This is a genomic window from Luteibacter sp. TLI7-4A (assembly GCF_056754745.1).
This window is the reverse complement of record NZ_JBPGWO010000001.1, coordinates 4159972-4186066: the sequence shown is the minus strand read 5'-3', so window position 1 is coordinate 4186066 and position 26095 is coordinate 4159972. Positions and strand designations below refer to the sequence as shown.

Annotated in this window: 21 protein-coding genes; 11 read left to right on the top strand and 10 right to left on the bottom strand. The window is 66.3% G+C overall.

Annotated features, from left to right (window positions below):
- Nucleotides 1-108: 108 nt before the first annotated feature.
- Nucleotides 109-876: a helix-turn-helix domain-containing protein gene (locus tag ACR9Y6_RS18320; protein WP_481282576.1), complete on the top strand. Its 768-nt coding sequence runs from the start codon at nucleotides 109-111 to the stop codon at nucleotides 874-876.
- Nucleotide 877: 1 nt separating this feature from the next.
- On the top strand, nucleotides 878-1318 hold the full coding sequence (locus tag ACR9Y6_RS18315) for a MarR family winged helix-turn-helix transcriptional regulator (RefSeq protein ID WP_481282575.1): 441 nt from the start codon (nucleotides 878-880) through the stop codon (nucleotides 1316-1318).
- Here ACR9Y6_RS18315 and ACR9Y6_RS18310 read toward each other — a convergent pair.
- Nucleotides 1315-1944 carry a homoserine/threonine efflux transporter gene (locus ACR9Y6_RS18310; protein ID WP_481282574.1) on the bottom strand — a complete coding sequence of 210 codons (630 nt, stop codon included), beginning with the start codon at nucleotides 1942-1944 and terminating at the stop codon, nucleotides 1315-1317. The genes ACR9Y6_RS18315 and ACR9Y6_RS18310 overlap by 4 nt on opposite strands.
- Nucleotides 1945-2097: 153 nt before the next feature.
- Here ACR9Y6_RS18310 and ACR9Y6_RS18305 point away from each other — a divergent pair, with 153 nt between their 5' ends.
- The gene (locus tag ACR9Y6_RS18305) at nucleotides 2098-3402 is read left to right on the top strand and encodes a NupC/NupG family nucleoside CNT transporter (protein ID WP_481282573.1); all 1305 of its coding nucleotides are present in this window, start codon (nucleotides 2098-2100) and stop codon (nucleotides 3400-3402) included.
- 493 nt (nucleotides 3403-3895) lie between these two features.
- Here ACR9Y6_RS18305 and ACR9Y6_RS18300 read toward each other — a convergent pair whose 3' ends face one another.
- Nucleotides 3896-6529, bottom strand: coding sequence for a M1 family metallopeptidase (locus ACR9Y6_RS18300; protein WP_481282572.1), 2634 nt, complete (start codon nucleotides 6527-6529; stop codon nucleotides 3896-3898).
- Between the two features lie 107 nt (nucleotides 6530-6636).
- Nucleotides 6637-7899 (bottom strand): tetratricopeptide repeat protein, encoded by a 1263-nt coding sequence (locus ACR9Y6_RS18295; RefSeq protein ID WP_481282571.1) that lies wholly within the window; start codon nucleotides 7897-7899, stop codon nucleotides 6637-6639.
- Between the two features lie 223 nt (nucleotides 7900-8122).
- Between ACR9Y6_RS18295 and ACR9Y6_RS18290 the strand changes: the two genes are divergently transcribed.
- The gene (locus ACR9Y6_RS18290) at nucleotides 8123-9130 is read left to right on the top strand and encodes a zinc-binding alcohol dehydrogenase family protein (RefSeq protein WP_481282570.1); all 1008 of its coding nucleotides are present in this window, start codon (nucleotides 8123-8125) and stop codon (nucleotides 9128-9130) included.
- A gap of 93 nt (nucleotides 9131-9223) precedes the next feature.
- Nucleotides 9224-9577: a response regulator gene (locus ACR9Y6_RS18285; RefSeq protein WP_481282569.1), complete on the top strand. Its 354-nt coding sequence runs from the start codon at nucleotides 9224-9226 to the stop codon at nucleotides 9575-9577.
- A gap of 80 nt (nucleotides 9578-9657) precedes the next feature.
- Here the strand turns inward: ACR9Y6_RS18285 and ACR9Y6_RS18280 are convergent, their stop codons facing one another.
- Nucleotides 9658-10050 carry a nuclear transport factor 2 family protein gene (locus ACR9Y6_RS18280; protein ID WP_481282568.1) on the bottom strand — a complete coding sequence of 131 codons (393 nt, stop codon included), beginning with the start codon at nucleotides 10048-10050 and terminating at the stop codon, nucleotides 9658-9660.
- A 236-nt stretch (nucleotides 10051-10286) separates the two neighbouring features.
- On the opposite strand from ACR9Y6_RS18280, the gene cycA reads away from it, so the two are divergent.
- Nucleotides 10287-11666 carry a D-serine/D-alanine/glycine transporter gene (gene cycA / locus ACR9Y6_RS18275; protein ID WP_481282567.1) on the top strand — a complete coding sequence of 460 codons (1380 nt, stop codon included), beginning with the start codon at nucleotides 10287-10289 and terminating at the stop codon, nucleotides 11664-11666.
- 330 nt (nucleotides 11667-11996) lie between these two features.
- Here cycA and ACR9Y6_RS18270 read toward each other — a convergent pair whose 3' ends face one another.
- Together ACR9Y6_RS18270 and ACR9Y6_RS18265 are read right to left on the bottom strand one after the other, a co-directional pair.
- Nucleotides 11997-12497 (bottom strand): hypothetical protein, encoded by a 501-nt coding sequence (locus ACR9Y6_RS18270; protein ID WP_481282566.1) that lies wholly within the window; start codon nucleotides 12495-12497, stop codon nucleotides 11997-11999.
- Between the two features lie 441 nt (nucleotides 12498-12938).
- Complete coding sequence (locus tag ACR9Y6_RS18265) at nucleotides 12939-14276, bottom strand: lysozyme inhibitor LprI family protein (RefSeq protein WP_481282565.1); 1338 nt, start codon at nucleotides 14274-14276, stop codon at nucleotides 12939-12941.
- A gap of 247 nt (nucleotides 14277-14523) precedes the next feature.
- Between ACR9Y6_RS18265 and ACR9Y6_RS18260 the strand changes: the two genes are divergently transcribed.
- Nucleotides 14524-15348 (top strand): restriction endonuclease, encoded by an 825-nt coding sequence (locus ACR9Y6_RS18260; protein WP_481282564.1) that lies wholly within the window; start codon nucleotides 14524-14526, stop codon nucleotides 15346-15348.
- A 12-nt stretch (nucleotides 15349-15360) separates the two neighbouring features.
- Here the strand turns inward: ACR9Y6_RS18260 and ACR9Y6_RS18255 are convergent, their stop codons facing one another.
- A complete protein-coding gene (locus ACR9Y6_RS18255) occupies nucleotides 15361-16317 on the bottom strand; it encodes an AraC family transcriptional regulator (RefSeq protein ID WP_481282563.1) in 957 nt (318 codons plus the stop codon).
- A gap of 175 nt (nucleotides 16318-16492) precedes the next feature.
- Between ACR9Y6_RS18255 and ACR9Y6_RS18250 the strand changes: the two genes are divergently transcribed.
- Genes ACR9Y6_RS18250 through ACR9Y6_RS18240 form a run of 3 tightly spaced genes read left to right on the top strand, consistent with a single transcriptional unit; the run spans nucleotide 16493 to nucleotide 18051 of the window.
- Complete coding sequence (locus tag ACR9Y6_RS18250) at nucleotides 16493-17221, top strand: SDR family oxidoreductase (RefSeq protein WP_481282757.1); 729 nt, start codon at nucleotides 16493-16495, stop codon at nucleotides 17219-17221.
- A 57-nt stretch (nucleotides 17222-17278) separates the two neighbouring features.
- A complete protein-coding gene (locus tag ACR9Y6_RS18245; RefSeq protein ID WP_481282562.1) occupies nucleotides 17279-17554 on the top strand; it encodes a type II toxin-antitoxin system TacA family antitoxin in 276 nt (91 codons plus the stop codon).
- Nucleotides 17542-18051: a GNAT family N-acetyltransferase gene (locus ACR9Y6_RS18240; protein WP_481282561.1), complete on the top strand. Its 510-nt coding sequence runs from the start codon at nucleotides 17542-17544 to the stop codon at nucleotides 18049-18051. Before ACR9Y6_RS18245 ends, ACR9Y6_RS18240 begins: the two co-directional genes overlap by 13 nt.
- 117 nt (nucleotides 18052-18168) lie before the next feature.
- Here ACR9Y6_RS18240 and ACR9Y6_RS18235 read toward each other — a convergent pair whose 3' ends face one another.
- The gene (locus ACR9Y6_RS18235) at nucleotides 18169-18537 is read right to left on the bottom strand and encodes a DUF4879 domain-containing protein (RefSeq protein ID WP_481282756.1); all 369 of its coding nucleotides are present in this window, start codon (nucleotides 18535-18537) and stop codon (nucleotides 18169-18171) included.
- A 292-nt stretch (nucleotides 18538-18829) separates the two neighbouring features.
- On the opposite strand from ACR9Y6_RS18235, the gene ACR9Y6_RS18230 reads away from it, so the two are divergent.
- Nucleotides 18830-19258, top strand: a complete 429-nt coding sequence (locus ACR9Y6_RS18230; protein WP_481282560.1) for a hypothetical protein — start codon at nucleotides 18830-18832, stop codon at nucleotides 19256-19258.
- A gap of 50 nt (nucleotides 19259-19308) precedes the next feature.
- Here ACR9Y6_RS18230 and ACR9Y6_RS18225 read toward each other — a convergent pair whose 3' ends face one another.
- Nucleotides 19309-24864 carry an autotransporter domain-containing protein gene (locus ACR9Y6_RS18225; RefSeq protein WP_481282559.1) on the bottom strand — a complete coding sequence of 1852 codons (5556 nt, stop codon included), beginning with the start codon at nucleotides 24862-24864 and terminating at the stop codon, nucleotides 19309-19311.
- 285 nt (nucleotides 24865-25149) lie between these two features.
- A complete protein-coding gene (locus ACR9Y6_RS18220; RefSeq protein ID WP_481282558.1) occupies nucleotides 25150-26046 on the bottom strand; it encodes an AraC family transcriptional regulator in 897 nt (298 codons plus the stop codon).
- Nucleotides 26047-26095 lie beyond the last annotated feature (49 nt).

Sequence of the window (26095 nt, the reverse complement as noted above, 5' to 3'; positions counted from 1 at the left end):
ACGCGGCCAAAAGGCCTAGTTGCGTGACCTACCTCTTAAGGGTGTAGGCTGCATTCCTTGCATGCGCAATCCTTGGCTCGTCATCCGATACCTCGAGAGGATCGGCTCATGTACCGCGCCGAACCAGCAGCCTGCACTACCCGACACGTGGGTTTACCCACCGTCATCGTCGACCTCGCCCAACGATCCGCCGCCGTGGATCGTGGCGACCGGCAGCGGGGGGTCAACCTCATCGCCGACCTGCGCGGGCGCGCCCAACTCACCGAGATCCTGCTCGACGACGCGGACGATGCCGAGGACGACCTGCTCCTGATCTATCGCGCCGCCTATGCGGCCGATACCGAGGGTGCGGGTGCCATCCTGTTTCGCCGGCAGGCGGAAGGCGATGTATGCGCCCAGCACCCGCCTGCCGTGCGCACCCTGGCCCAAGTGCTGTTCGACAGCCTGCGCGCCGAGGCACCCAATGCTCCCCTGCTCGCCCACGTCGCCCTGGCCCTGCGTGCCATCCTGACCTTCCGCCCCTCGCGGGAGGAGGCCACCCCTCGCGGGGGCCTCGCCAACTGGCAGGAACGCCGGGCCATCGCCTATATGGACGAGCGGCTGGACCAGTCCTTCCCGGTGTCCGCCGTGGCCGAGGCCTGCGGGCTGTCCGTCAACCATTTCTCGCGCGCGTTCCGCCGCAGCCTGGGCAAGCCGCCGCACCGCTGGCTGCTCGACCGCCGTATCGAACGCGCATGTGAATTGCTCCGCACCACGGAGATGTCGCTGGCCGACATCGCGCTGGGCTGTGGTTTCGCCGAACAGAGCCATTTCACGCGGGTCTTCACCCGCACGATCGGCATGCCTCCCGGCGCATGGCGTCGCGCGGCCGATTGACATGACCGGCGACGAGACGACGCCCTCGCCCCTGGGCCTGGGCCGTGACCTGATGCTGGCGGGATCGCGCCTGCGCGATGCCGTGCGCCGCCGTGCCCAACGCGAATTCGGGCTCACCGCCTTGCAGAGCGACATCCTGCTGATGCTGGCCTCGCGCGGCAGCATGATCTCCACCGAACTGGCCAGCGCCTGCGGCGTCAATGCCAGCACGGTGACCCACGCGGTCGATGCGGGCGTGGAGCGCGGCCTGGTGTTGCGCGTGCGCAACGAGGCGGACAGGCGCCTGGCCGATATCGCCCTCACTCCCGCCGGCAAGCGCATGGCCGAGCGCGTGCGGGCGCTCATCGCCGAGCTCGCCCGCGCGGCGCTGGAGGGCGTGGATCAACCCGGCCTGCTGGCGGAAAGCCTGGCCCAGGTGACCCGCAACCTCGAAAAGGGCTAGATCGCCCGGCGGCCGAAGATCAGGTGCAGGCCGAACAGGGTGAAGATCGCCCCCGCGCCGCCGTCGATCCAGCGGCTCGCGCGCACATAGCCGCGACGCATCGCAGGCAAGGCGAAGATGCCCGCCACGACGGCGAACCAGAGAAAGGTTTCCAGGGTGACCATGGCCCAGAGGCCCCAGCGCGTCGTGGCGGACATGCCGTCGCCGACAAAGGCCGAGAAGATCGAGGCGAAGTAGATCGCGGCCTTGGGATTGGCCAGGTTGGTGGCCAGCCCGCGCACCATCGCGCGCCACGGGCTGGAGCCACGCACATCGACCACCGGTACGGCGGCGTCCGGTTTCGCCTTCCACGCCGACCTGAGCATCTGGAACCCCATCCAGCAGAGGTAGGCGCCGCCGGCGATGGCGATTCCCCGCTCCAGCCAGGCCAGCCGGTGCAGGAGAATCTGCAAGCCGAGCAAGGCCAGCGCCGCCCAGACCGCCACGCCGAGCGCGATGCCGACCACACCCGCGAAGGCTTCGCGCCGCGAACGGCTGGCGGCGAGTTGGGACACGAAGAAGAAGTCCGGGCCGGGCGTGACCAGGGCCACGATCTGGACCAGGGCGATGGTAAGGAAGAGATTCATGCGTCGAGGGTAAGCCCGGACAGGGGGTGCGCGAAAGACGTCGGCCCGTCCCGATTCCGCAGCGCGCCTTGCCCCACAAGGCCACCTCCCGTAACCTCGCGTTTTTTAAAGTGGTCACGGGGCTGCCCCCGGCCTTCCAAGGGGTAAGTCACGATGCTGGGTCTGCTAGGCCACGTCCTTTTTGGCCTGTTCGGTTTGGCGGTGCTCGTCGGCATCGCGTTCTGTTTCTCCAACAACAAGCGCGTGGTCGACTGGAAGCTGGTCGCCACCGGCGTCGCCTTGCAGATCGCCTTCGCGGCCATCGTGCTCAAGGTGCCGCTCGGCCGCGACGTCTTCGACGCCATCGCCACCGGATTCGTGCGCCTGCTCGACTACGTCGACGTGGGCTCGCGCTTCATCTTCGGCAGCCTGCTCGACAGCAGCAAGTTCGGCGTGATCTTCGCGGTGAAGGTGCTACCGACCATCGTCTTCTTCGCGGCGCTCACCGGCGTGCTCTACCACCTCGGCGTGATGCAGCAGATCGTGAAGGGCATGGCCTGGGTGATCACCAAGGTGATGCGCGTGTCCGGCGCGGAAACCACCAGTGTCTGCGCCAGCGTCTTCATCGGCCAGACCGAGGCGCCGCTCACCATCAAGCCGTACATCGAGCGGATGACCCAGGCCGAACTGATGACCGTGATGATCGGCGGCATGGCGCATATCGCCGGCTCCGTGATGGCGGCCTACGTGGCCATGCTCGGCGGCGACGATCCGGCGCAACGCATGTTCTACGCGAAGCACCTGCTCACCGCGAGCGTCATGGCCGCCCCGGCCACCATGGTGCTGGCGAAGATCCTGGTCCCCGAGACGCAGGAACCGCTCACCCGCGGCACGGTGAAGATCGACGTCGAGAAGACCACGGCCAACGTCATCGATGCCGCGGCCACGGGTGCAGGCGACGGCCTGAAGCTAGCCATGAACGTCGGCGCCATGCTGCTCGCCTTCATCGCGCTGATCGCCCTGATCAACGGTCCGGTCCAGTGGGTCGGCACCGTCGGCGGCGAACACAGCCTCAACGCATGGCTCTCCGCCAGCACCGGCCACCCGGTGGTACTGAGCCTCGAGACCATCTTTGGCTGGGTCCTTTCCCCGGTGGCGTGGCTGATCGGCGTGCCCTGGAAGGACGCGACCCTCGTCGGCAGCTTCATCGGCCAGAAAGTGGTGATCAACGAGTTCGTGGCGTACGCGGACCTCGCCCGGCACCTGCCCGACCTGATGCCGGAAAGCCGCCTGATCGCGACCTATGCGTTGTGCGGCTTCGCCAATTTCTCCTCGATCGCGATCCAGATCGGCGGCATCGGCGGCCTTGCGCCCAACCGTCGAGGCGACCTCGCCCGCCTCGGCCTGCGCGCCGTGCTGGGCGGCTCCATCGCCACCTTCATGACAGCGACCATCGCCGGCGTGCTCGAACGCTTCTGAGCCAGCCGGGAACCCTGGTCTGGTTCCCCCTTGGTAGGGGGAACCAGACCAGGCAGGACCAGACCCTATGGGAGACCCTGTGGGAGCCGACTCTGTCGGCGATCCCGCGGCAGCGGGCCAGATTGAGGCAAGCACCCATCGCCGCTGAAGCGGCTCCCACAACGGCGATCGAGTAGGCCGGTTGGGAAAGACCTGGTGGGAGCTTGGGAGCAGCCCTGTGGGAGCCGACCTTGTCGGCGATCCCGCGGCAGCGGGCCAGGTTGAGGCAAGCACCCATCGCAGCTGAAGCGGCTCCCACAACAGCCAATCGAATAGACCGGTTGGGAAAGACCTGGCGGGAGCCTGGGGGCAGCCCTGTGGGAGCCGACCTTGTCGGCGATCCCGCGGCAGCGGGCCAGGTCGAGGCAAGCACCCATCGCCGACAGGGTCGGCTCCCAACAAAAAAAGCCCGCCGGTCTCGCGACCGGCGGGCCCATCACTCAAACGGTGCCGATCAGCCGTTCTTCTTCAGCCACGCATCGATCGCCGGCAGGCGTTCCTTGCGGACCATGGCGCGGTAGCGGATGTTCGCGATGCTGGTTTCCGCGTCGCGGCGCGAGGTCGCGGCGATGTACTTGTCGGCGAAGGCCTTGATCTTATCGATCGTGGCCAGGTCGAGCGAGCCACCGGCAAGCATCGGGTAGTAACGAGCGGACGACGTCGAGTCGACGAAATGATCGACGGTGTCCTTGTGCGCCACGGCGAAATCGAAGGCCAGCTCCGGATGCGCGCGAGAGACGGCGGAGATCATGCCGGCGCTGTTGGTCGCACCGGGCTCGTCGGTGAGCGCGAGTTCGAGTGCACGCTTCGCCAGCGCCTCGTCTTCCGTCGTTCCGAGCAGGGCGTACAGGCGATCCTTCACCAACGGGGTCTTCTCCGCCTTGGCCTCCGCATGCAGCTTGTCCCAGGTGGCGGCGTCCGCATGCGAAGCGACCACGGCGAGGATCGACTTGCGCAGCTCGGCCGGCATCGTGTTCGTCTCGTAGCGACGGCGCGCCTCGGCGATGACCTTCGCGTCGCCCAGGTGGGCCAGCGTGCCGATGAGGTGCGCACGCAGGACCGCCACCGGCGCTTCCTCGCCCGGCTTCGCTTCCCAGCCCACCTGCTCGAACTTCGGCGAGAGGCGGGAGATCGCGTACTTGCGCAGCGCGGCCTGGCGCTTCGTGTCGCCCTGGTAGTAATCGTCGAGCGTGGAGAAGTCGCTGGCGATGCCGTCCCACAGCAGCGGCGTGGCATCCAGTGGCGCGACCTTGATCAGGTCGAGCACGTCGGACGCGGGCTGCAGGCCACCCATGCCGAGCGCCCAGACGTCGGCGGTGAGGCCGAGCTGGTCGATCGGATCGAGCTTGGCGAACGCGCCCTGCAACGCCTTGATCTGCGCCGGCGCGTAGAGGGTGCGGTAGTAGCCGGTCTGGCCCGCGTTGACCAGCACCGGCGTGCAACCGGCGACAGTGAGCGTGCCGCTGCCGTCGGAAAGCAGCGTGGACGAAGCGGTGCCACCGACCGTCTTGGCGATCACCGGCACATGCCACGCAAGCGCCTTCTTCTCGGGACGGTCGCGGGTGAACTCACCCTGCGTCAGTTTCAGCGTGGTGGAGCCGTTCGCGCACGATACCGATTCCACGCGCACCAGCGGGATGCCCGGCTGCAACGTGAAGTCGTGGGCGATGGTGCTGACCGGCTTGCCCGCCGCCGCGTCGATTTCCTTCCAGAGGTCGTCGGACACCGTGTTCGAATACGCATGCGCCTTGATGTACGCCTGCACGCCCTTCTGCCACGTATCCGCGCCCACATAGGCTTCGAGCATGCGGATGACCGACTCGCCCTTGGAATAGGTGATCGAATCGAAGGCCTGGCTGGCCTGCTCCACGGTCGCCACGTGCTGCACCACCGGGTGGGTGGTGGCGACGGCGTCGCGCGACATCGCGGCTTCGCGGATGAACACCGCTTCGAGGTTGGTATGCCATTCCGGATGCAGGCGCTCGGTGGTGCGCGAGGCCAGCCACGAGGCGAAGCCTTCGTTGAGCCAGAGGTCGTCCCACCAGCGCATCGTCACCAGGTCGCCGAACCACTGGTGCGCCATTTCGTGCGCGGCCGTGTTGAACACTTCCTGCTTGTCGGACTGGGTGGAGATGGACGGGTCGAGCAGCAGCGCGTACTCGAAGGTGTAGATGGCACCCCAGTTCTCCATCGCGGAGAAGAACTGGCTCGAACCCGGCGAGGCGATGTTGTCGAGCTTGGGCAGCGGATACGGCACGCCGAAGTACGCGTTGTATTCCTGCAACACGGCCTTGCCCGTGTCGAGCGTGAACTGCGCCTGCGAGGTGAGGCCCTTCTGCGTGATGACACCGATCTCGACACCGTCGCTCTTCGTGGTGGCGCGATCGAATTCGCCCAGGCCGAAGAACAACAGGTAGGTGGACATCTTCGGCGACGGCTGGAACGAGACCTTGGTCAGGCCGTTACCGAGATCCTTCTTCGACGCGGCGGGCATGTTGCTCACCGCCATCTGGTTGCTCGGCACCGTCGCCGAGAGCGTGAAGGTCGCCTTGTAGGCCGGCTCGTCCCACGAGGGCACGAAGCGGCGAGCGTCGGAATTCTCGAACTGCGTGTACAGCGCGCGCTTCTTGCCGTCGGCCTTGGTGTCGTAGTCGATCGCGAACAGGCCGTTGGCCTGCGTGCCGATCTTGCCGGTGTAATCCATCGACAGCGTATAGCTGCCGGCGGGAACGGCATGGTCGAAGGTGAAGGTCGCCGTCTGCGCGTCCGCGTCGATCGCGACCTTGGGCGCCGTGAACTTCGCCTTGCCCTTCGCCGGGACGAGGGTCACGTTGGCGAAGGTCATGTCCATCGCATTGAGCGTGATGGAAGCGGTGGGTTCCAGCACATCGATGCCGATGGCGACCTTGCCGTCGAAGGCGAGCTTGTCCGCATGCGGTACGACGGAAACGTCGTAATGCGTCGGCCGCACGCTGCGGGGCAGCTGGGTGGTGGCAAGCTGGCTGGCGTCGTCGGCCGGCGCGGCGACGGCCACGGCGGATAGACCGGCGAGCGCGAAAGCGATCGCGCTGACGAGAGGTGTACGCATTCGGATGGGCCCTTGGGTTCGATCGATTCGCCCGATGGTCATCCGAGTCCGGCGGGAAAGGAAGCGCCGGAAGTCACGGCCGCAGGATGTTGCGGCGCGGGCGGAACCTACCAGACCCGCCACCAGGATCGCCGCTCCAGCTTGCGCAACGCCTTCAGGTGTCCGCGCGCGGCCGCCTTGCGGAACCAGGCCCGGGCGATCGCCTGGTTGCGCGGCACCCCGTCGCCACGGCCGTGCAGCACGCCTAGTTCGAACTGGGCATCGGCATGGCCCGCGCCGGCCGCGCAACGCAGCAGGCGGAGCACTTCCTCGATGTTGCGGGGTACGCCGCGACCGGCGTCGATCATGCGCGACAGGGCGTACTGGGCGGCCACATGGCCGCGTTCCGCCGCCAGCGCCAGCCAGCGGACGGCTTCACGGTCGTTGCGCGCCACGCCGTCACCGGACGCCAGGCGTTGGCCGAGCAGGAATTGTCCCGCCGCGTCCTGGGGACCGAGCTGGGCCAGCCGTTCCGGCGCGGGCGCTCCGCTTGCGGGGGTGCCTTCGGCCGGGGCGAGTTCGGTGTCCAGCATGGCGAGGTGCCGGCGCGCTTCCGCGTCGCCCTGCTCGGCGGCGCGGCCGAGCCAATGCCGGGCCTGCTCGCGGTCTTCCGGTTGCGCGCTGGCGTCGAGGTACAGCTTGCCCAGGGTGAACTGGGCGATACCGCTACCCAGTTCCGCCGCACGCCGGTAGTAGTGCGCGCCCATGGCCGGATCGCGGGCCACGCCGATACCGTCGCAATACATGTGCGCGAGGCTGCACAGCGCATCGCTATAGCCACGCGCGCCCGGCGCGCCACGTTCCACCGCCCGGCTGTAGAAGGCGAAGGCGAGTTCGGCGTCCCGCGGAACACCGCGGCCGAAATAATGCGAGACGCCCAGGTTCACGCACGCTTGCACATGGCCCTGCTCCGCCGCGCGGCCCCACCAGCGCAGCGCCTCCCTTCGATCCAGGGCGACGCCATGGCCGCGCGCGTAAAGCGTGCCCAAGGCAGCCTGCGCATCGGCCGAGCCGGCTTCCGCCGCGCGGCGGTACCAACCCGCCGCTTCGAACGGATCGCGCGGCACGCCGAGCCCTTCCGCGTAATGCGCGGCGAGGCGACACTGGCTTTCGAGGTGCCCTTGCTCCGCGGCGCGACGAAACCAGTGGGCCGCGCGCAGCCGGTCCTGGGCGACGTGGTCGCCTTCGGCAAACATCTGCGCCACCACGAATTGCGCCTGCGCATCGCCCAGCTGGGCTTCCCGCTCCATCCTGCCGAACTTCTGCAGGGCGTCCATCTCGGCGACGAAACGACGGTCGCCGAGCACGCTGCCCGTTTTCCCCTCCGACATACCGTTCCCCCTGAAACGCTGTCGATCGTGGGGCGCATCATAGGGGCAGACGTGGAACCTGGGTATCGGCCTTTTTGGCGGGGTCCCCCAGGGGCCTCCGGTGCCACCGGGGGCCCTGAAGCAACCGATCTTCAACGCAACGATGAAACTGATGGCGCGGTTCATGGGTTTTTCGCCCGGGCCGGAGGGAGGACGATGGGGCATTCCCAACGGAGAGCCCCCTGTGAAAGCGATCGTCTACACCCAGCACGGCCTGCCCATCGACGACCCGAACGCCCTGGTCGAGATCGATCTGCCGCAACCCGTGCCGGGCCCGCGAGACCTGCTGGTCGCCGTCCGCGCCGTGTCCGTGAATCCGGTCGACACCAAGGTCAGGAACAACATGCCGGTGACGGCGCCGCGCACCCTCGGTTTCGACGCCGTGGGTACCGTGGCCGCGGTCGGTACCGATGTCACCCTGTTCAAGGAAGGCGACGACGTGTTCTATGCCGGCTCCCTGCTACGCCCGGGCAGCAACGCACGCTTCCAGCTCGTCGACGAACGCATCGTGGGCCGCAAGCCGCGCAGCCTGGGCGACGCCGATGCGGCCGCCCTGCCGCTGACCGCGATCACGGCATGGGAGATGCTGTTCGACCGCCTGAAGATCGCCGAAGGCGGCAACCACGGCGAGTCGATCCTCATCATCGGCGCCGGTGGTGGCGTGGGCTCCATCCTCGTGCAACTGGCCCGTCGCCTGACCGGGCTCAAGGTCATCGGCACCGCTTCGCGCGAGGAGACGGCGAACTGGGTGCGCGACCTCGGCGCGCATCACGTGATCGATCACGGCAAGCCGTTGGCGCCACAGCTGGAGGCGCTCGGCATCGGACAGGTCGACCACCTCGTCAGCCTCACCCACACCGATGCGTACTACGAACAGATCATCGAGATCGTGAAGCCGCAGGGCCAGTTCGGGCTCATCGACGATCCGGCATCGCTCGACGCGACCAAGCTCAAGCGCAAGTCCATTTCATTGCATTGGGAATCGATGTTCACCCGTTCGACGTACCAGACGCCGGACATGGCCAGGCAGCACGACCTGCTCGACCGCGTGGCGGAACTGGTCGATAGCGGCGTGTTGCGCACCACGGTCGGCGAGCACTTCGGCGCGATCACGGCGGAGAACCTTCGCCGCGCGCACAAACTGATCGAAAGCCACAAGGCGAAGGGCAAGATCGTGCTCGAAGGATTCTGATCGCACCCGGGCCGGCGGTGCCGATTCTTGACATCGTATTCACGCGTTGCGGGGCTATGTGCATCGGAGACCTTCTTCCCGCAAGCGAGCGACATGGCCACTGCACGCCCCCTCGTCGTCCTTCTCGTGGAGGACGACGACCTCATCCGCGAACTCACCGCGATGATCCTCGAAAACGAGGGTCATCACGTGCATACGGCGCCCGACGGCGACACCGCCGAACGATGGTTGCAGACGGAAAAAGCGGATGTCCTGTTCACCGACCTGCGCATGCCCGGCTCGCTATCCGGCCAGGACCTGGCCATGCGCCACGCGGACATGGCTGTCGTGGTGACCTCGGGCGAACTGAAGGAACAGCATCCCTGGCTGGGCGAAGGCATGACTTATCTGGCCAAGCCTTACGACCGCAAGTCGTTGTTGGCGGCGGTGGAACGCGTGGTGGATTGATGCCGATGCGGCCCGGCCACGCGTCGTGATTTGAAACTTCCCCTTGCCCCGCTACGGGGAAGCCTTCATGGCCTCGCCGTTCAGGCCTTGTCGATAACCCGGGATATCTTCCCGGCCGCGAAGCGGAATTCCGATGTGCCACGCATTTCGATGACCGTGCCCGCGCCGGGACCGTCGGGAATATCGTCGGCGATCTCGCCATGGAACTGGATGTCCGCGATCACCGCGTCGCCGGCTTCGCCAACCTCGCGCAATTCGGTCACGAACTGCTGGCGCGAAGCGAACATCGCCGCGCCGACCCGTGCCAGCTTCTCGAAATCCGCCTTCCCATCGGTCGCGATGCTCAACTCACCGCCGCTGTGGTGCTCGAAGCGCACGTCGTCGGACAAGGTGGCAAGCATGCCCTCGATGTCGAAGCGGTTGTACGCGTCGAGGTAAGCCTCGATCAGCGCGATATGGGCGGGATCGATCATGCGGGGTGGCTCCGGGGCGGGATAAGTGTCGCCTTCTGGCGGGATAGTACAGGGCGCTGCGCGCCATCGCCGCTGAAGCGGCTCCCACAGAACTGATGGGAACCCTGTGGGAGCCGACCTTGTCGGCGATTCCGCGGCAGCGGACCGGCGGCGGCGAGCCCCAAGCGGCGATCCCCGCCTTGCCGTCACCCCACCCCTGCCCGTATGGTGCCCGCTTCCGTCCCGAGCCGAGCCGAATGCCGATGAGCCACGTGCCTGAGCAGTCACCCGAGCACCTCAGGCGTAGCCTGTCGAACCGCCACCTGCAGCTGATCGCCATCGGCGGTGCCATCGGCACCGGGTTGTTCATGGGGTCGGGGAAGACGATCAGCCTCGCCGGCCCGTCCATCCTTTTCGTCTACCTCATCATCGGCGTGATGCTGTTCTTCGTCATGCGCGCGATGGGCGAACTGCTGCTCTCCAACCTCGGCTACAAGTCCTTCATCGACTTCTCCACCGACCTGCTCGGCCCATGGGCCGGCTTCTTCTGCGGCTGGACCTACTGGTTCTGCTGGATCATCACGGCGATCGCCGACGTCATCGCCATCGCCTCGTACGCGCAATTCTGGTTCCCCGGCCTCGCGCCATGGATACCCGCGGTGCTTTGCGTACTCCTCCTGCTGACGCTGAACCTCACCACGGTCCGGCTCTTCGGCGAACTGGAATTCTGGTTCGCCCTGATCAAGATCATCGCCATCTGCGCGCTCATCGTCACCGGCTTCGGCATGGTCGCCTGGAGCTTCCGCTCGCCCGATGGCCACGTGGCCTCGCTGACCAACCTGTGGAGCGACGGCGGCATGTTCCCGATGGGCATCGGTGGGTTCTTCGCCGGCTTCCAGATCGCGGTGTTCGCCTTCGTCGGCATCGAGTTGGTGGGCACCACCGCCGCCGAGACGGCCGACCCGGAACGCAACCTGCCCAAGGCGATCAACTCGATCCCCGTGCGCATCATCCTGTTCTACGTGCTCGCCCTGGTGGTGATCATGGCGGTGACGCCGTGGCGCCAGGTGCTGCCGGGCAAGAGCCCCTTCGTGGAACTGTTCGTGCTGGCGGGCATTCCCGCCGCCGCCAGCCTGATCAACTTCGTCGTGCTCACCTCGGCCACCTCGTCGGCCAATAGCGGCATCTTCTCCACCAGCCGCATGCTCTACGGCCTGGCCGAGGAAGACCACGCACCGTCGACCTTCAAGCGCCTGTCGAAGGCCGCCGTGCCGTCGCGCGGCCTGCTGTTCTCGTGCATCTGCCTGCTTGGCGGCGCGATGCTGGTGTACGTGATCCCGAACCTGGTCACGGCGTTCACCCTGGTGACGACACTGGCCGCGATCCTCTTCATGTTCGTCTGGTCGCTGATCCTCATCGCCTACATCGCCTACCGGAAGAACCGGCCGGAACTGCATGCGGTGTCCAGCTACAAGATGCCCGGCGGCGTGGTCATGTGCTGGGTGTGCCTGGTGTTCTTCGCCTTCGTGCTGGTCTTGCTGGCCCTGGAAAGCGACACGCGCCAGGCCCTGATCGCCAGCCCGGTGTGGTTCGCGATCCTCGGCATCGGCTACGCGCTACGCCGTCGCAAGGCCTGACCGACAGAAGCATCGGTTTCCAGCGGGAACCGCTCTGATGGGATCAGCTCCGGTGGGATCAGCTCTGGTGGGAGCCGACCTTGTCGGCGATCCCGCGGCAGCGGGCCAGGCCGAGGCAAGCTCCCATCGCCGCTGAAGCGGCTCCCACAAGAGCGGCTTCCCAGGGCCGCAAGAGACAATCCAGTGGACCCAAACGGGTAGGAGGGCCCACGAGGGATAGTCCAGTGGACCCAAACTTGTGGGAGCCGACCTTTGTCGGCGATCCCGCGGCAGCGGGCCTGATGACGGCAAGCACCCATCGCCGACAAGGTCGGCTCCCACCATATCCCGTCAGCCGCCGCGTTTCGAGGGAGCGGCGGCGGCCAATTCGAGCCGCTGCTGCACGGCCGGCAAGCCGGACAGATCGAACGTCAGCGGGAAGAACGACTGCGTGCGCACATGCAACACCTTCCGCTCGGCCAACAACGCCTCGAAAGCGCGTTTCGCCGGTACGTTGCGCGGGATATAGGTCAAGGTGCCACGCACGCACTCCTTGCTGAAAGATATCCGCGTACCTTCCACGTCGTAGACCTGCCCCCGGCCCAGCGTGGCCGGCGCGCAGTTCATGCGTTGCGGGATGTCGCGAAAGCCATAGGTGACGCGATGCGTCGCGGGGTTCACGAAGGCGACGAGCGCCAGCTGCGCGCCGTCCTGCGCCGGCAGAAGAAAGCTGCCGCGGCGTTCCATCCAGGACGGCGATGGCGATGGCGATGCAGCAGGACTCGCCTGCGCGACGGTCGCCAGCAGGAGAGCAGGAACGACGATACGGAACATCCGTGATACGAGGAACATGGGCAACCTCCTTGGCTGGGCGTCACTCGCGGCCCCGCAACCGGGTGACGCCGCCGATATAGCACCAATTTCGAGGGGATGCCATGGAATCCGGGGAAGTAGGGCTTGCCGTGTGCGGCGCCACTTCCGATGGCAGCCGCTCTTGTGGGAGCCGCTTCAGCGGCGATGGGGGCTTGCCTCGATCTGGCCCGCTGCCGCGGGATCGCCGACAAGGTCGGCTCCCACAAGTTTGGGTCCACTGGATTATTTTTCGTGGGGCCCCCTACCCGTTTGGGTCCACTGGATTGATTGTCTCTTGTGGCCCTGGGAAGCCGCTCTTGTGGGAGCCGCTTCAGCGGCGATGGGTGCTTGCCTTACACTTGCCCGCTGCCGCGGGATCGCCGACAAGGTCGGCTCCCACCATGAGCCGTTTCCACCGAGGCTGCGGCGGTCGACGTGCGATCAATGCTGCTCCGGAGGCGGAGGCGGCACGATCGACGACAGCAACAACGGCCCGCGTTTCACCGCGATATAGGCCGAGGCCACCGGTTCCAGCTTGCCGTTTTTCAGGCGCCACGCCGACACCAGCCAGTCGTCGTTGATGCGCCAGCCGATATGGCCGTGGCCGATGAACCCCAGCAAGGACTCGCCGCGGAAGGTGATCGGGAAGAACGTCGCCTCGGGGCCATAGCCGGTCATCTGGTCGGACGCGATGCCGGTGCCGAAGGCCGGCAGGTCGGGATAGCTCGACGTATCTCCCTTCGGGGCGATGCCGGAAGGCGCGCGTGCGGCGGCGACCAGCGCGTCGTACGCCGACTTCTCCGCACCTTTGAGCGGCCGGTCGAGCGTGCCCTGGATCGGACTGCGCTCGTAGCGGGTGACGACCGCCATGGCCGCGGTGCTGAAGTCGTCGCAGGGTGACTGTTTGGGCGCGCAGGCACTGCCAACAGGGGCCAGCGCGTGGTCGAAGCGCAGGGTGAGTTGGGCATCCGGTCCGAACGCATGGCCTTCCCAGCGGCCGACCTCGATGTCCATTTCGTCGGGCGATGGATTGGACAGCACGGTCGCGATGAAGTCGTTGCCGACACGGGCCATGCCATGCAGCGACATGCAGTCCGATGCCCATGCCCCAGGCGCCTTGACCGTGATGGCTTTCTTGCCGTCGATCCGGAACGGCGCCTCCGTCCAGCAATGAGCCGTACCGCCGACGGAGAACAAGGAGCTGACCGGCGAGCCCTGCAGCTTGCGGTAGCCGGAGGACGCGTCGAGCCCGGCCAAGGCTTCACGCAAGCCCGCGTCCGGCTCGTAAGGAAAGGCCTTGGCGTCTTCCACCGGCACGTCGGTGGCGATGGCGACATCCACGCCCGCCTTCGCCAGGTCGCCGAGCACATCGTATGAGCCGGGAGGCAGGCGCGACGATGAAGCCTGGACCAGGTCCAGCGGCTTCGGCGCCTTGCTGTCGAGGCCACGCAAGAAGGCGATGCGCGACGGATACGACGCCACGTCGGCGGACAAAGGCTTGCCGGGGTGATCGCCGAGGAAGCCGGCCACCGCCTCGTCACGCTGGGCGAGCCAATGCCGCTGGTCGAGTTTCAGCGCGTCCGCCTTGGCGGGGTGGTTCGCCAGCGCGGTGCGGAAGGCATCGCCGAGTTGCCCATCGAGGGCGGAAATCTTCGGCGAGGCGCAGATGGCCTTCTCGACCGTCGTGGACGCCTTGGCGCAGTCGAAACCGGCCGCGTGGGACCCGAGTGGAAGCGCCAGGAGCAGCGCCGCGGAAACCGTTCGAACCGTCATCGTCATGGGCAGACCTTCCATTGCGCCGGGTGCCGGCTAGCGGCAGGCATTCTAAGAGTTGTCGATGAATCGCGCGGATTTAGATCGAGATGTAGTCTTTCGCCTACAGGAATCCGTCCGAGGTTTCGATATATTCGGCCGGTTCCGACCAGCCAGCCGGGGGGCCGCGCCGCGTCGGGAAAGGGAGAACCATGGCAGTGCTGACATGCATCCAGCGGGGCCGGCAACCGCTTCACCTGCCGGAAGCCGTCCGATGAGCGGCTTCAAACCGGTCAGCCATCGTCATGACGATGCCTTGAGCCGCGTCTCATGGGAAACCTTCGAGCGGTTGGTCGCCGACCACTACCGCGCCGCCGGTTTTCGGGTGGAGCACGTGGGCACCGGCGGCGCCGGCACGAACCGCACCGACGGCGGCATCGACCTCAAGCTGTTCCGCGACCAGGAAATCGTCCTGGTGCAATGCAAGCACTGGAACTGCTGGAAGGTGCCGCACAACGACGTGCACCAGCTCATCGGCGTGATGCACACGGCGGGTGCCACCGGCGCCATCGTCGTCACGTCCGGCGAATTCACCGCGGCGGCGATCGAGGCCGCGGCGAAGTTCCGGCACATCCGCCTGATCGATGGCAAGACGATACGCGCCATGCTCGGCCCGGTGGAGGAACCGGCCATGCCACACGCCTCGCTGGAGGACATGCCGGCCTGGATTCGCGAGACACGGCGAGCCCGCACATCCCGTACGAACCGCTCGCCGGTCATCGCCGCCGTGGGCGCTGTCGTCACCATGGCGGTGGCACTGGCGGTGCTGTACAGCTACTACATCCGCGAGATCCACGTGGCCCAGGTCGAGGCATTGCGCGCGACGATGGCGCGAACCGCCCATGAGGTGGCACAGGCGCGCCGTGCCCCGGCCACGCTCCCCGCGCTCACCTCGCAACGCCCCATGAGCACGATCAACGGGCGCCCGGCGATCGTCCACGACACACCGATGAACAAGGCCGATATCGCGGCATGGGAAGCGAAGAACGCCGAGTCGATGCGCATCATCGAGAAGACGACGCCTTCGCTTCCACCATGATCGTTAAATCGCTCAGGAGATCAACGCATGCCGCACGGCAGGCACGCGCTGAACGGAGGGCGCGAGGTCGAGCAGGTCTTTCAGTTGCCGCGTCTCGTCCACCGGGCTACGCCCGAACAGGCGCTTGAACTCGCGACTGAACTGCGAGGCGCTCTCGTAGCCGACGCGCTCGGATGCCGTGGCCGCGCTGAGGCCGCTGCGAACCATCAGCAGGCGCGCATGATGCAGCCGCATCGCCTTGATGTACTGAATGGGCGACGTGGTGGTCACCGCCTTGAAGTGCGTGTGGAAGGTCGGCACGCTCATGTTCGCCTCGCTGGCGAGGGTGGCGACATCGAGCGGACGCGCGTACTCCGTGTGGATGCGACGCAACGCCTTCGCGATCCGCCCGAAGTGACCGCCCTGTGTCAGTGCCGCGCGTAAGCCGCCGCCCTGCTCGCCGGTCAATACGCGATAGGTGATCTCGCGCACGATGCCAGGCGCCAGCAGGCGTGCTTCCACGGGATCGGAAAGCACTTCGAGCAGCCGCAACGCGGCATCGCCGAGACGGTCGTCCAGGGGCGTGGCGAACAGGGTGGCCGGCCGCACATCCGCTTGCGGACGAAGGTCGTCCACGGCAAGCACCAGTTCGGCGGTCGTCGCGAGATCGATGCGAATGGCGACACCCAGCATCGGTTCCTCCACGCTGGCCTCCGTCTCGATCTCGAAGGGCAACGGCACCGCCAGTGCGAGGTAGTGCTGCGCATCGTAGACGTAGGTCTGCCCGCCATGGAAACCACGCTTGCGGCCTTGCGCCACGATGACGATGCTCGGCTCGTACAAGGCCGGCGTGCGCACCAGGGGTCGGTTGGAACGCATGAAGGCGACACCGTCCACGGCGGATAGCGTATAGCCCTCCGAGGGCGCCAACCGGACGATCAGGTCGGCCATGCGGGCGCGGCGGGCTTCGGTGGAACCGGGCTGGGACATGACGAGACAGGGTGGTCGGAGGCGATAGGAATGGGATATACGCTCGCGCCATAGGCGAGTCAACCTTTCGCAATCCATAGGAATAGGCAAGAACAGGCAAGGATCCGGTCTTAGCGCCGCATGCCCTCCTGCCTAGCATGGCTCCATCGAAAACCACGGGGCCATCGCCATGAACATGCAAGCATCCAAGGTCATCCTCATCACCGGCGCCAGCAGCGGTATCGGCGAAGCGACCGCCCGCCACCTGGTCCGCCAGGGCCACCGCGTCGTGCTGGGCGCGCGCCGGATCGAGCGCCTGCAAGCGCTCGCCGAAGAACTCGCCAGGGAGCCTGGCCGCGTCGCCTACCGTGCCCTGGACGTTACCCGCTTCGACCAGATGCAGGCCTTCGCCGATTTCGCCGAATCGACCTTCGGCCCCGTCGACGTCATCGTCAACAACGCCGGCGTCATGCCGCTCTCGCCGCTCAACGCCCTGAAGCTGGGCGAGTGGAACCGCATGATCGACGTGAACGTGCGTGGCGTGCTGCACGGCATCGCCGCCGTATTGCCGGGCATGGAAGCACGGCGCCGCGGGCACGTCATCAACGTCTCGTCGATCGGCGGCCATGCCGTCTCGCCGACCGCCGCCGTGTACTGCGCCACGAAGTACGCCGTTCGCGCCATCTCCGATGGCCTGCGCCAGGAAACCGACTGCATTCGTGTCACGGTGGTGTCACCCGGCGTCGTCGAGTCCGAACTCGCCGATACGATCTCCGACGAAGCCACACGCGATGTGGTGAAAGCCTTCCGCCGCGTCGCCATCCAGCCCGATGCCATCGCACGCGCGATCGGCTATGCGATCGAACAGCCCGACGACGTGGACGTGAGCGAGCTTATCGTGCGGCCGACGGCGAGCCCTCATTGAGGTGCTGGCGGCCAGCGACCAATGTATGTACAATGTGTATACAACTAAGGATCTCACATGACCGCCACCACCCGCCAAACCACCATCAATCTGCGCGCCAAGGCGCCCCAGCGCAGTCTGATCGACCAGGCGGCCCGAGTCGCTGGAAAGAGCCGCACCGACTTCATGCTGGAGGCGGCCTGCGAGAAGGCCCAGCAGGTGCTGCTGGACCAAACCGTTTTTGATCTGGACGCCGCCCGCTTCAAGCGCTTTCAGGCTCTGCTGGATGCACCCGTCGAACAAGGTGCTGCTCTCCGTAAGCTGCTGCGCCGCCAAGCCCCGTGGGAGGCGTGAAACGGCCGAGGCTCCAAGCGCCGGCACCGCTTACCGAGACGCACCGGCTGGATAGCTTTCGCTGCGCCGAGCCTGTACTGGATAGTTGGCTTAAACAACGCGCCCGGCGCAATCAGCAGGACGGCGCCTCACGCTGCTTCGTAGTGTGCGCTGGCGAGGATGTGGTGGGTTACTACGCCTTGGCCGCTGGCGCCGTTTCACATGCCCAAGTTCCGGGAAGCGTCCGCCGCAACATGCCCGAGCCAATACCCGTCGTAGTGCTGGGCCGATTGGCCGTGCACGAGGACTGGTCCGGGCAAGGCCTCGGCGCCGGACTACTCAAGGACGCCGTGCTGCGCGCGCTGCGGCTGTCGGAGGAGTTGGGCATCCGCGCCTTGCTGTGCCACGCCCTCCACGACGACGCCAAAAGCTTTTACATGCACCACGGCTTCGTGGAATCCCCGATTGAGCCTATGACGGTGATGCTGAATCTGACAAAGGTGCCGGCGATCAAGTGACCGCCTTTAGTTAACGCGGCAATCCGTTTAATGACATAGACCCTATGCGACCAACGACGAGCCCCGTTAGGGGACTCGTTCTCATGACGGCTACAGAGTGTCATCACGTACTCGGACTCAGTAAATGCTGAACGATGTCGTGGAAGTGCTTTTCGGCCACGCCCACTCCGTGACACGGATGGCGAACGTACCATTTCCCTTACCGGTGGCATCCCATACGCGCTCTTCGCCTTGCGCCGCCTGACCGTTTCTACAAGTGGCCCAGCCGCTGCCGTTTCGGCAGACGAGACGTGACGAGACCTCTCGAAGCTGGGCCCCGTTCATGGTCGCATATGCCTGACCGCGTCCTGCCTCGCGCGTGGTCACAAGAACGGGATTTCCTCCATGGTGTCTCGAAACAGAATTCCCTCCGGCGATAAATTCGTTACCACCCAGGGCAGATTTCACCTGGATGACCTGCACACTAGCCGCACAGGGCAGGGCCATCGCACCGGACAACGCAAGACAGAACATTCGCTTCACGTGTTTCTTCCAAGAACCACAGCCGATTGCTGCGCGTGCACTCTATTAGTCCAAACCGCTAAACAAATTCAGAGATCGTCCTGTTCAAGCAGGAAGCATCGCCATATTTTTGGTAAGCCCGCCCCCACAGGATCACAACACGACGCCTTGGCTTGCCGTCGTGTAGGCCAAGGCCGCGTCGTTCTCTACATACCCCTCGAAGGCATCGCCTTTGCTTCCCTTGGAAGCCGCATAGGCGGCGTCAAGGAGACAACGCGTGTACACGAAGATGCCTGCGTCCGTTCCACCCAGCCCGTCACTCGAACCATCCGCGAACCGGACGGAGAAAAATAATGCAGTTCCGAAAGAAGATGCCACGACATCGGATGGGATCGAGCGCATCGACTTCGCGCACATGACGCTGAAGACAGTGGAAGCGACTGCGAATGACCTATATTTCAGTGGTCGCATTACGTTTGATGAGCTGTCCGCGATCATGCAAGTCGTGGTCCTCCCTATCGATGGGATAGCCGGCTCGGACGAATGGAACGCAACGCCAGCGCATATCAACCGTGACGATATCGATGCGTGGATCGATGCCGCGACCAAGCGGGGTTCACACCAGGAGGCTGCGACGTATCGACGAGCGAGGGCGCTTATCGATGCGCTCGATGGACAACCGCTGCGGTTGTCGGTGACGGCTTGATCGTTCACGGCAGGAAGGCGGCGCCACGCAGGCGCCGCCTTCCTTCGAGTTCAGAACGCCCAGCTAAGGCTCAACCGCGCCGACTGGTCCTTCGCGTCCCCCGCGAACTGCCCGCTATACGTCGCATCGATGGTGACGCTCGGCGCAGGCCGGAACCGCAGGCCCGCGGTGACCACGCCCGCATCGTCGGCGATGGGAACGCCCTGGATGTCGAAGCTCGTGCCGGTGCCGGCGAAGCGCATGCGTGCGGTGGAGTCGACGTCGCCCCAGGCATGGCGCCAGCCCAGGCTGCCGAAGACCGCCGTGCCGGTGTCGCCCAGCTTCGCCTCGCCGCGCAGGCCGAGCGTGCCGAAGGTCTGGTGCGAGCGGTCCGCGTCGACATCGAGGGCACCGATCGAACCGCGCTCATGGACGGTCGGCGTGCGCAGCTGTTGGTAAGCCACATTGACGAACGGCGCCCACGAGCCGCGCGTACCGTCGATGACGTAGGCGCCTTCGACGTAGCCTTGCGCGGCGTGCGCATCGTCATCGCTACCGATGCGGGTCGAGAGATCGCCTATGGTGGCCGTGCGATGCGTGCGGATCTTCTGCTGGCCGTACAAGGCGCCCGCCTGCCACTGGAACGCATCCTCGCGCCCACCGGCATACAACCCGGCGGTGCGCGTGCGTACGTCAGCGGAAGCATCGCGCGCAGGCGTCGAGGCCGATATCTGTCCCGTGCCGAGCGCGAAGCCGACGCGTGCGGTCGACCCCACGACGGTGTCCGCACCTACCAGCAAGCCGCCGCCATTCGTGCTCGTGCGCGCGGCATTGCCATCGCCGTCGTGATGGCCCCAGTGCCCCCAGGCGGATGCCCAGGCCGAGACCCCCTCGCCGTCGCGGGCGGCGTCGGCATCGAGCAGATGGTTGTTGATGGCTTCGCGCTGATAGCGCTGGTCGTCCGCAATGGCCGTGCGCGTGCTGGCGTGGATCTCGCCGGAAAGGCTGTCGAACGCGGCACGCGCACCGGCCGCGTCGAGCCGGAGGATCGCGTCGTAGATGGATGCACCGGCACCGAGCGCTTCCGTCGCGCCCGCCGTGGCACGCTGGTTGCGAGTGAGCGCCACATCCGGGAAGGCCACGGCATTCCGGCTGAGCGTGAGGTTCACGTCGTTCGCCGTATACGCCAGCGACGGGGTGAGGAAAGCGAGGTCCGTGGAGACGGCAGCGAACGTACCGCTTACGCCATCGGCCGCGGAGAGGATCGTATACGTGGTGGACGTGCCCCAGTTGCCACCCGTGCCCAGGCTCACCACCGAGCCGCCCGCGAGGCTGGCATGGCCGGCGACATCGATGCGATCGCCCTGCCCCGCATCCGTGACGTCCACGGTGTAGCGCGTGCCGGCTGCCATGGTGAAGTCACCCGTGAACGAGAGCGTCGCAGGCACGCCTGCACCGCCGGGCGACACTTCGGCACCCGATTGCAATGCGACACTGCCGCCGGTGCCCGTGCCGGTAAGGACGGTACCGCTGGCCATCGACAGGCTACCGCCGAGCTTGCCGTCCAACCGCAGCGTACCGCCAGTGAAGTCCGTGTCGCCGGTGAATGCGCCGCTGTCGCCGGTAAGGTGCAACGCGCCCGCGCCCACCTTGCGGAACGTACCCTCGCCGGACAATGCCCCCGCATACGTCACATCGTCCGAGCGATCCAACAGCAAGGTGCCATGGTCGACGATGTCGCCGACGACCGAACCATGCGTGCCGCCGTCGCCGACGTGCAACGTACCGGCATCGATCGTCGTGATGCCGGTATACGTGTTGTCGCCGGTCAGCAGGAGTTCGCCCGTGCCGGTCTTGGTGAAGCCACCCGCCGTGGTCCCGTCGGCGATGACACCGCCCAGGGTGGCCGTATCCGTTCCGCCAACGTCGATCGACGCGGTACCCGCCACGGTCACGGCATTCGCCACGGCGAGGCCATTCGCCGCGAACGCCAGCGTGCTGCCGGATGCCAGCGACAAGGTGCCGGAACCGATCGCACCGCTATCGCCGAGGCGCAAGGTTCCCGCGCTGACGAGCGTGCCGCCCGTATAGGCATTGGCATGGTCGAGTGCGAGCGTGCCCGCACCCTGTTTCTCCAGCGCACCCGTACCCGTGATGTCGCCGTTCCACGTGAACGTGTTAGAGGCATCGGCGATATCGACAGCGCCGCCGCCGGTCAACGCGAGATCGCGACCGGTCGCCGCATAGGTCGTGCCCGTGACGCGCAAGGCACCGCCATTCAAGGCGATGCCGTTCGCTACGTCACCGAGGTTGCGGTCGTCGCCGACGGACAGCGTGCCGCCATTGACGACCGTATCGCCGGTGTACGTGTTGATGCCGCCGAGCACGAGCGTACCCGCGTCGTTCTTCGCCAAACCCTGCGTGCCTTCCAGCACGGAGTCGATGGTGGCGACGTAACTGGCGCTCGTGGCGCTGCCGTCACCCACGCGGATGATGGGCGTGCCACTGGACGACGTGAGCAGGATCGGATCGCCGCTCAGGCGATAACCGTCGCTGAGAAACTGCATGCCCGTCGCACTCACCTGGCCCGATCCACCGTCGACGGCGACCGCTCCCGCGGCACCACCGAACACGGCGAAACCCGGCTGCGGCGACATGGCGCCGGTGATGCTGCCGTCCTGGTCGGTCCACGTCGGCGAGGTGGTGGACCAGGTGCCGTCACCACCGCCCATCTGCGTGGGACTGGCCAGCCCGTTGGCGTTCCAGAACTGCAAGGTGGTGTTGGTGACATCGAGGATATTGATCTGCTTCGCGCCGGTCAGCGTCTGCAATTGCAGCGCGTGGCCCGCAGGTGTCGTACCGAACGACAGGCCGCCATTGGTCGTCGTCAACGCGCCGGAGTACGCGAAGATGTTGTAGACGCCAGGGCCCATGCCACCGGCATCGGTCACGTCCAGCGTGACGCCGTTCAAGGCCAGGTCGCCGTTCACCACCACCTTGTCACCGTTACCGGCCGCGCCGAGCTCGACGTCCATCCGGGTGCCCTGGGCCATCGTCAGGTCGCCGTTGACGGTGAGCGTGCCGATGGAATTGCCCGGCGAAAGCACCGAGCCGGTGTTCATGGTCACGTCGCCATCGATGCGTCCATGTCCGCCGAGGGTCGCGCCGTTGGCCACGCTCACGTTGCCCGCCAGCACGGCGTTGCTGCCCGCGACACTGCCGACCACCAGCTTGCCGGCCTGCACCTGGGTGCTGCCGAGGAAGGGCGTCGCATCGCCATCGAACCATAGCGTTCCGCTGCCCTGCTGGATCAACTGGCCGTTGCCGCCCAGCGCACCGGTGAAGCTGACGATACCCGAGCGATTGAAGGTCAGGATGCCGTTGTTGGCTACGTCGGACAACAACGTGCCAGTGGCTCCCCCATTGCCGATGGTGAGCGAGTTTCCAGCGGTGATGTCCGTCACCAGGCCCGCATCGATCGAGCCGGTGACCACGACACTCGATGGCGCATCGAACGCGACACGCTGGGCGACGATCGCCCCCGACACCGTCAGTGGCGTCGAACTGGCCACGCGGAAGTCATTCGCGGCCACGTCGCCAATCACTCTGATGACGTTGCCCGCGGACGAGAGCGAGACGTCGCCGATGGTGTCAGCCGTCAAGATGTTGGTCGTGATCGCAGCAGCCGTCTGGGTGACATTACCGAAACTGTTCAACGACACCGATGAGGGCGCGCTGATGTTTCCAGTCAAGACCACGGCACTGTGGGCAGAGAGGGCAACCGAACCGGTGGCGGACACGGTGCCCAGGAAAAGGTTGTTACTACTGGACAGGCTGATGTCGTGGCCTTGCGCAGTGATGTAGCTGCCGAACGAGTTACCCGCGTTGTTCAGCGTCACGTCGCCGTTCGCGATGAACATGCTGTCGCCCGACACGAAGAAGGCACCCGATTGCGTGATACCCCCCGCGGTCGTGGACAGGTTGAGCGACGCGGCATTGATGTTGCTCGCCCCAAGGGTGCCCGAGGACACCGTCAGGTTCGTCAATCCCTGGCTGCCACCGATGTGCCCTGGCAGGGTCACGCCGCCCGGCGTTTGAATCGTCAGGCCATACAAACCATCGATATCGCCCTGCACGTCGATGTCAGCGGCGGTCGACCTGAGAACACTGTTGCCGGCCAGCGTGATGGGAGACACGTAGGTTTGCGATCCCGTGGACTGCACGGTCCCGCTCAGGGTCGTGCCACCGGCATGGCCGAAGGCCAGCAAGCCGTCGACATTGACGTCGTGCAAGCTCAGTCCATTTGCGTCGCTGCTGGTGACGTTGCCGGTACCGATGATCGATGCGATGTCGAGTACGCCGTTGCTGGGCATCAGCGTGATGGACGCGTTGCCAGGCGTGACGCCGTCGAGCTTCACGGCGTCGACCGATACGTCGCCTGCCGCGACGACCTGCGCGCTGCCGCCATCGGCCACTTCGAGGGCGCCGTGGGCGGCCGATCCGGGCTGGAATGTCAGCAGGTTGCCGGTGCCATTGAAGAGGACCGCCGTCGCATATCCGCCACCTGACGTGATACCACCGGCGATCGTTCCGAAGTTCTGGATGTGCGCATCCTGCTGGGTCACCACGCCGATACCTGCGGCACCGTTGCCGGTGGCATTCCCGCCTGCGATGAGTGCGCCGCTGAAGTTGGCAAGCTGGAACCGGACATTCTGGGCACGGATGCCGGCACCTGAAGCACCGTCCAGGCCGCTCGCCTGCGCCGTGCCGCCTGCGCCCCCTGCCCCACCACGGATCGTGCCGCGGTTGGATACCAAGGCGTCTGCGCCGAAGAGCAACGCACCGTCGCCACCGCCACCACCGCTACCGCCGAACGCGATGCCCGTGGCCTGCGATCCACCGGCGCCGCCAGCGCCGCCCACGAGCGACGAACCCGCGGCGACCTGGATCTGGTTGCCGTCACCCAGGATAACGGCGCCCGTGCCGCCACCACCGCCGCCACCGCCACCCGCCGCGCTGTTGGCGGCGGGAGCGCCACCCGTACCGCCCGCGCCGCCGGTGACCGGGGAATTCAACAGCACCGAGTAATTGGCGTTCGTATAGACGCCCGCGCCGCCACCGCCGCCACCGCCAGGAACGTGAATATCGTCGGTGCCGTCTCCGCCGCGACCTCCCACGATGGGCTGCGTGGTGGAAAGGGTACCGACCGCGCCACCGGCGCCACCGGTGACGAAGACCGAGCCGTTATCGTTACCCGTGGCGCCCGCCCCACCCGCGCCGCCGTTGGCCAGGCCACCAGTGACCGGGAGGATGCCGGAACCGCCCGTAATCCACCGCGCGAAGCCGCCTTGCCCATTACCCGCCCCGCCAGCACCCGCCCGGTCGATGATGGCCGCACCACCCTGCGCGCTGCATGTCGTCGTATCGGTCGGCTGGCAGACCTGGGCCATGGCCGGAACGCCCACGGCCCACAGGCCGGTGGCCAGCATCGCACCCCATAGCGGGTGCAGCCGCGGCGGGGCCGAACCACCTCCCTCCGTCCGGCCGGCACGCGACGACGAAAGCTCGGAAGCGACCTGCACGACACGCAGCGTTCCGTTCCACACGAGATGGTAAATGCGGTTCATTGGATTCCCCCATGACGTCAGCACCCCCTGCGGGGCTGGCGCGATGGCGCATCTTACCGTCGTTTGGGGTGCGGGGTGGCTCGGTAGAACGGCAACTTAGGGCGGGCACCATGCCGCATCAGGCGCCGCCCGCGAGACGCGCTGGCGGCGCGCGTGAATAGATCCATGAATAGATACTTCAATCCAATGCACTGAAGTTTCATGAAGTTAGCCAGTTCACCGCCGTTTTCGTGAATAGATTGGTGAATAGATTCTTTTCCTTATCGCTGCGTCACGGGCGGCTGCTCAAGTACCGCGCGCATACCGCGTAGGCGGTACCCCCACGTACCGCGTAAACGCGACACTGAACGTGCTCGCCGAGCTATAGCCCACGCGCTCGGCCACCTCCGCGACATTGCCTTCCTTGTTACGCAGCAGGTTCTTCGCCAAGGCCATGCGCCAGGCGAGCAGGTATTCCATCGGGGCGACGCCGACCGCGCGGTTGAAACGTTCGAAGAACGCCGAGCGTGACAGTGCCGCCTCTTTCGCCAGCTGTGCCACCGTCCATGAACGCGTCGGGCTCTCATGCATCCGCCGGATGGCCGTGGCGAGGCGCGTGTCGGCCAGGCCGCGAAGGAGGCCGGGCGATGCGGAGGTGCCCGCCGTGGATCGCAGGGCTTCGATGAAAAGCACTTCGAGAAGCCGCGCGAGGATCACGTCGCGCGCAGGGCGTTGCGCACGGGACTCTTCGCCCAACAGCCGCACGAGGGTCTCCAACCTCCACTCGCCGCGCACGTGCACGAGTTCCGGCAGGAGCGAGACCAGCAGCGCCGCATCCGGCGAGCCGAAGACGCAATGGCCGACCAGCATGCGCACCTCGGCGGGTACATCCGTATCGCCCAGCCTGTATTCGCCATCGTCCCGTTGAACGGGCACGGCCTGGGCGGCCTCCGGTTCCGGCGGATCGAGGCTCGTCACCGTGAAGCCGTGCGCCGAGGGAATCAGCACGAAATCGCCGTCCTGAAGGACGATCGCTTCACGGCCATCGATCACCAGGCGGCACGATCCGTCCAGGATCACGCAATAGAACGGCTGCCCGTGTTCCGCGCGGCGCACATGCCAACGGCCTGCCCCGCTGCTTACCTTCGAGAGCCGGGCGTCCGGCTGTAGCAGCGAGACGACTTCGGCGAGCGGATCGGTCATGTCCGGACTCCTGCAAACGTTTCGTGGACTTTACATCGTATCCAGTCCG

Bases quoted from the DNA above. Each gene is read 5' to 3' on its own strand.
- ACR9Y6_RS18320 (WP_481282576.1), top strand. From the start codon at position 109: ATGTACCGCGCCGAACCAGCAGCCTGCACTACCCGACACGTGGGTTTA.
- ACR9Y6_RS18315 (WP_481282575.1), top strand. From the start codon at position 878: ATGACCGGCGACGAGACGACGCCCTCGCCCCTGGGCCTGGGCCGTGAC.
- ACR9Y6_RS18310 (WP_481282574.1), bottom strand. From the start codon at position 1,944: ATGAATCTCTTCCTTACCATCGCCCTGGTCCAGATCGTGGCCCTGGTC.
- ACR9Y6_RS18305 (WP_481282573.1), top strand. From the start codon at position 2,098: ATGCTGGGTCTGCTAGGCCACGTCCTTTTTGGCCTGTTCGGTTTGGCG.
- ACR9Y6_RS18300 (WP_481282572.1), bottom strand. From the start codon at position 6,529: ATGCGTACACCTCTCGTCAGCGCGATCGCTTTCGCGCTCGCCGGTCTA.
- ACR9Y6_RS18295 (WP_481282571.1), bottom strand. From the start codon at position 7,899: ATGTCGGAGGGGAAAACGGGCAGCGTGCTCGGCGACCGTCGTTTCGTC.
- ACR9Y6_RS18285 (WP_481282569.1), top strand. From the start codon at position 9,224: ATGGCCACTGCACGCCCCCTCGTCGTCCTTCTCGTGGAGGACGACGAC.
- ACR9Y6_RS18280 (WP_481282568.1), bottom strand. From the start codon at position 10,050: ATGATCGATCCCGCCCATATCGCGCTGATCGAGGCTTACCTCGACGCG.
- cycA (WP_481282567.1), top strand. From the start codon at position 10,287: ATGCCGATGAGCCACGTGCCTGAGCAGTCACCCGAGCACCTCAGGCGT.
- ACR9Y6_RS18270 (WP_481282566.1), bottom strand. From the start codon at position 12,497: ATGTTCCTCGTATCACGGATGTTCCGTATCGTCGTTCCTGCTCTCCTG.
- ACR9Y6_RS18265 (WP_481282565.1), bottom strand. From the start codon at position 14,276: ATGACGATGACGGTTCGAACGGTTTCCGCGGCGCTGCTCCTGGCGCTT.
- ACR9Y6_RS18260 (WP_481282564.1), top strand. From the start codon at position 14,524: ATGAGCGGCTTCAAACCGGTCAGCCATCGTCATGACGATGCCTTGAGC.
- ACR9Y6_RS18255 (WP_481282563.1), bottom strand. From the start codon at position 16,317: ATGTCCCAGCCCGGTTCCACCGAAGCCCGCCGCGCCCGCATGGCCGAC.
- ACR9Y6_RS18250 (WP_481282757.1), top strand. From the start codon at position 16,493: ATGCAAGCATCCAAGGTCATCCTCATCACCGGCGCCAGCAGCGGTATC.
- ACR9Y6_RS18245 (WP_481282562.1), top strand. From the start codon at position 17,279: ATGACCGCCACCACCCGCCAAACCACCATCAATCTGCGCGCCAAGGCG.
- ACR9Y6_RS18235 (WP_481282756.1), bottom strand. From the start codon at position 18,537: ATGGCCCTGCCCTGTGCGGCTAGTGTGCAGGTCATCCAGGTGAAATCT.
- ACR9Y6_RS18225 (WP_481282559.1), bottom strand. From the start codon at position 24,864: ATGAACCGCATTTACCATCTCGTGTGGAACGGAACGCTGCGTGTCGTG.
- ACR9Y6_RS18220 (WP_481282558.1), bottom strand. From the start codon at position 26,046: ATGACCGATCCGCTCGCCGAAGTCGTCTCGCTGCTACAGCCGGACGCC.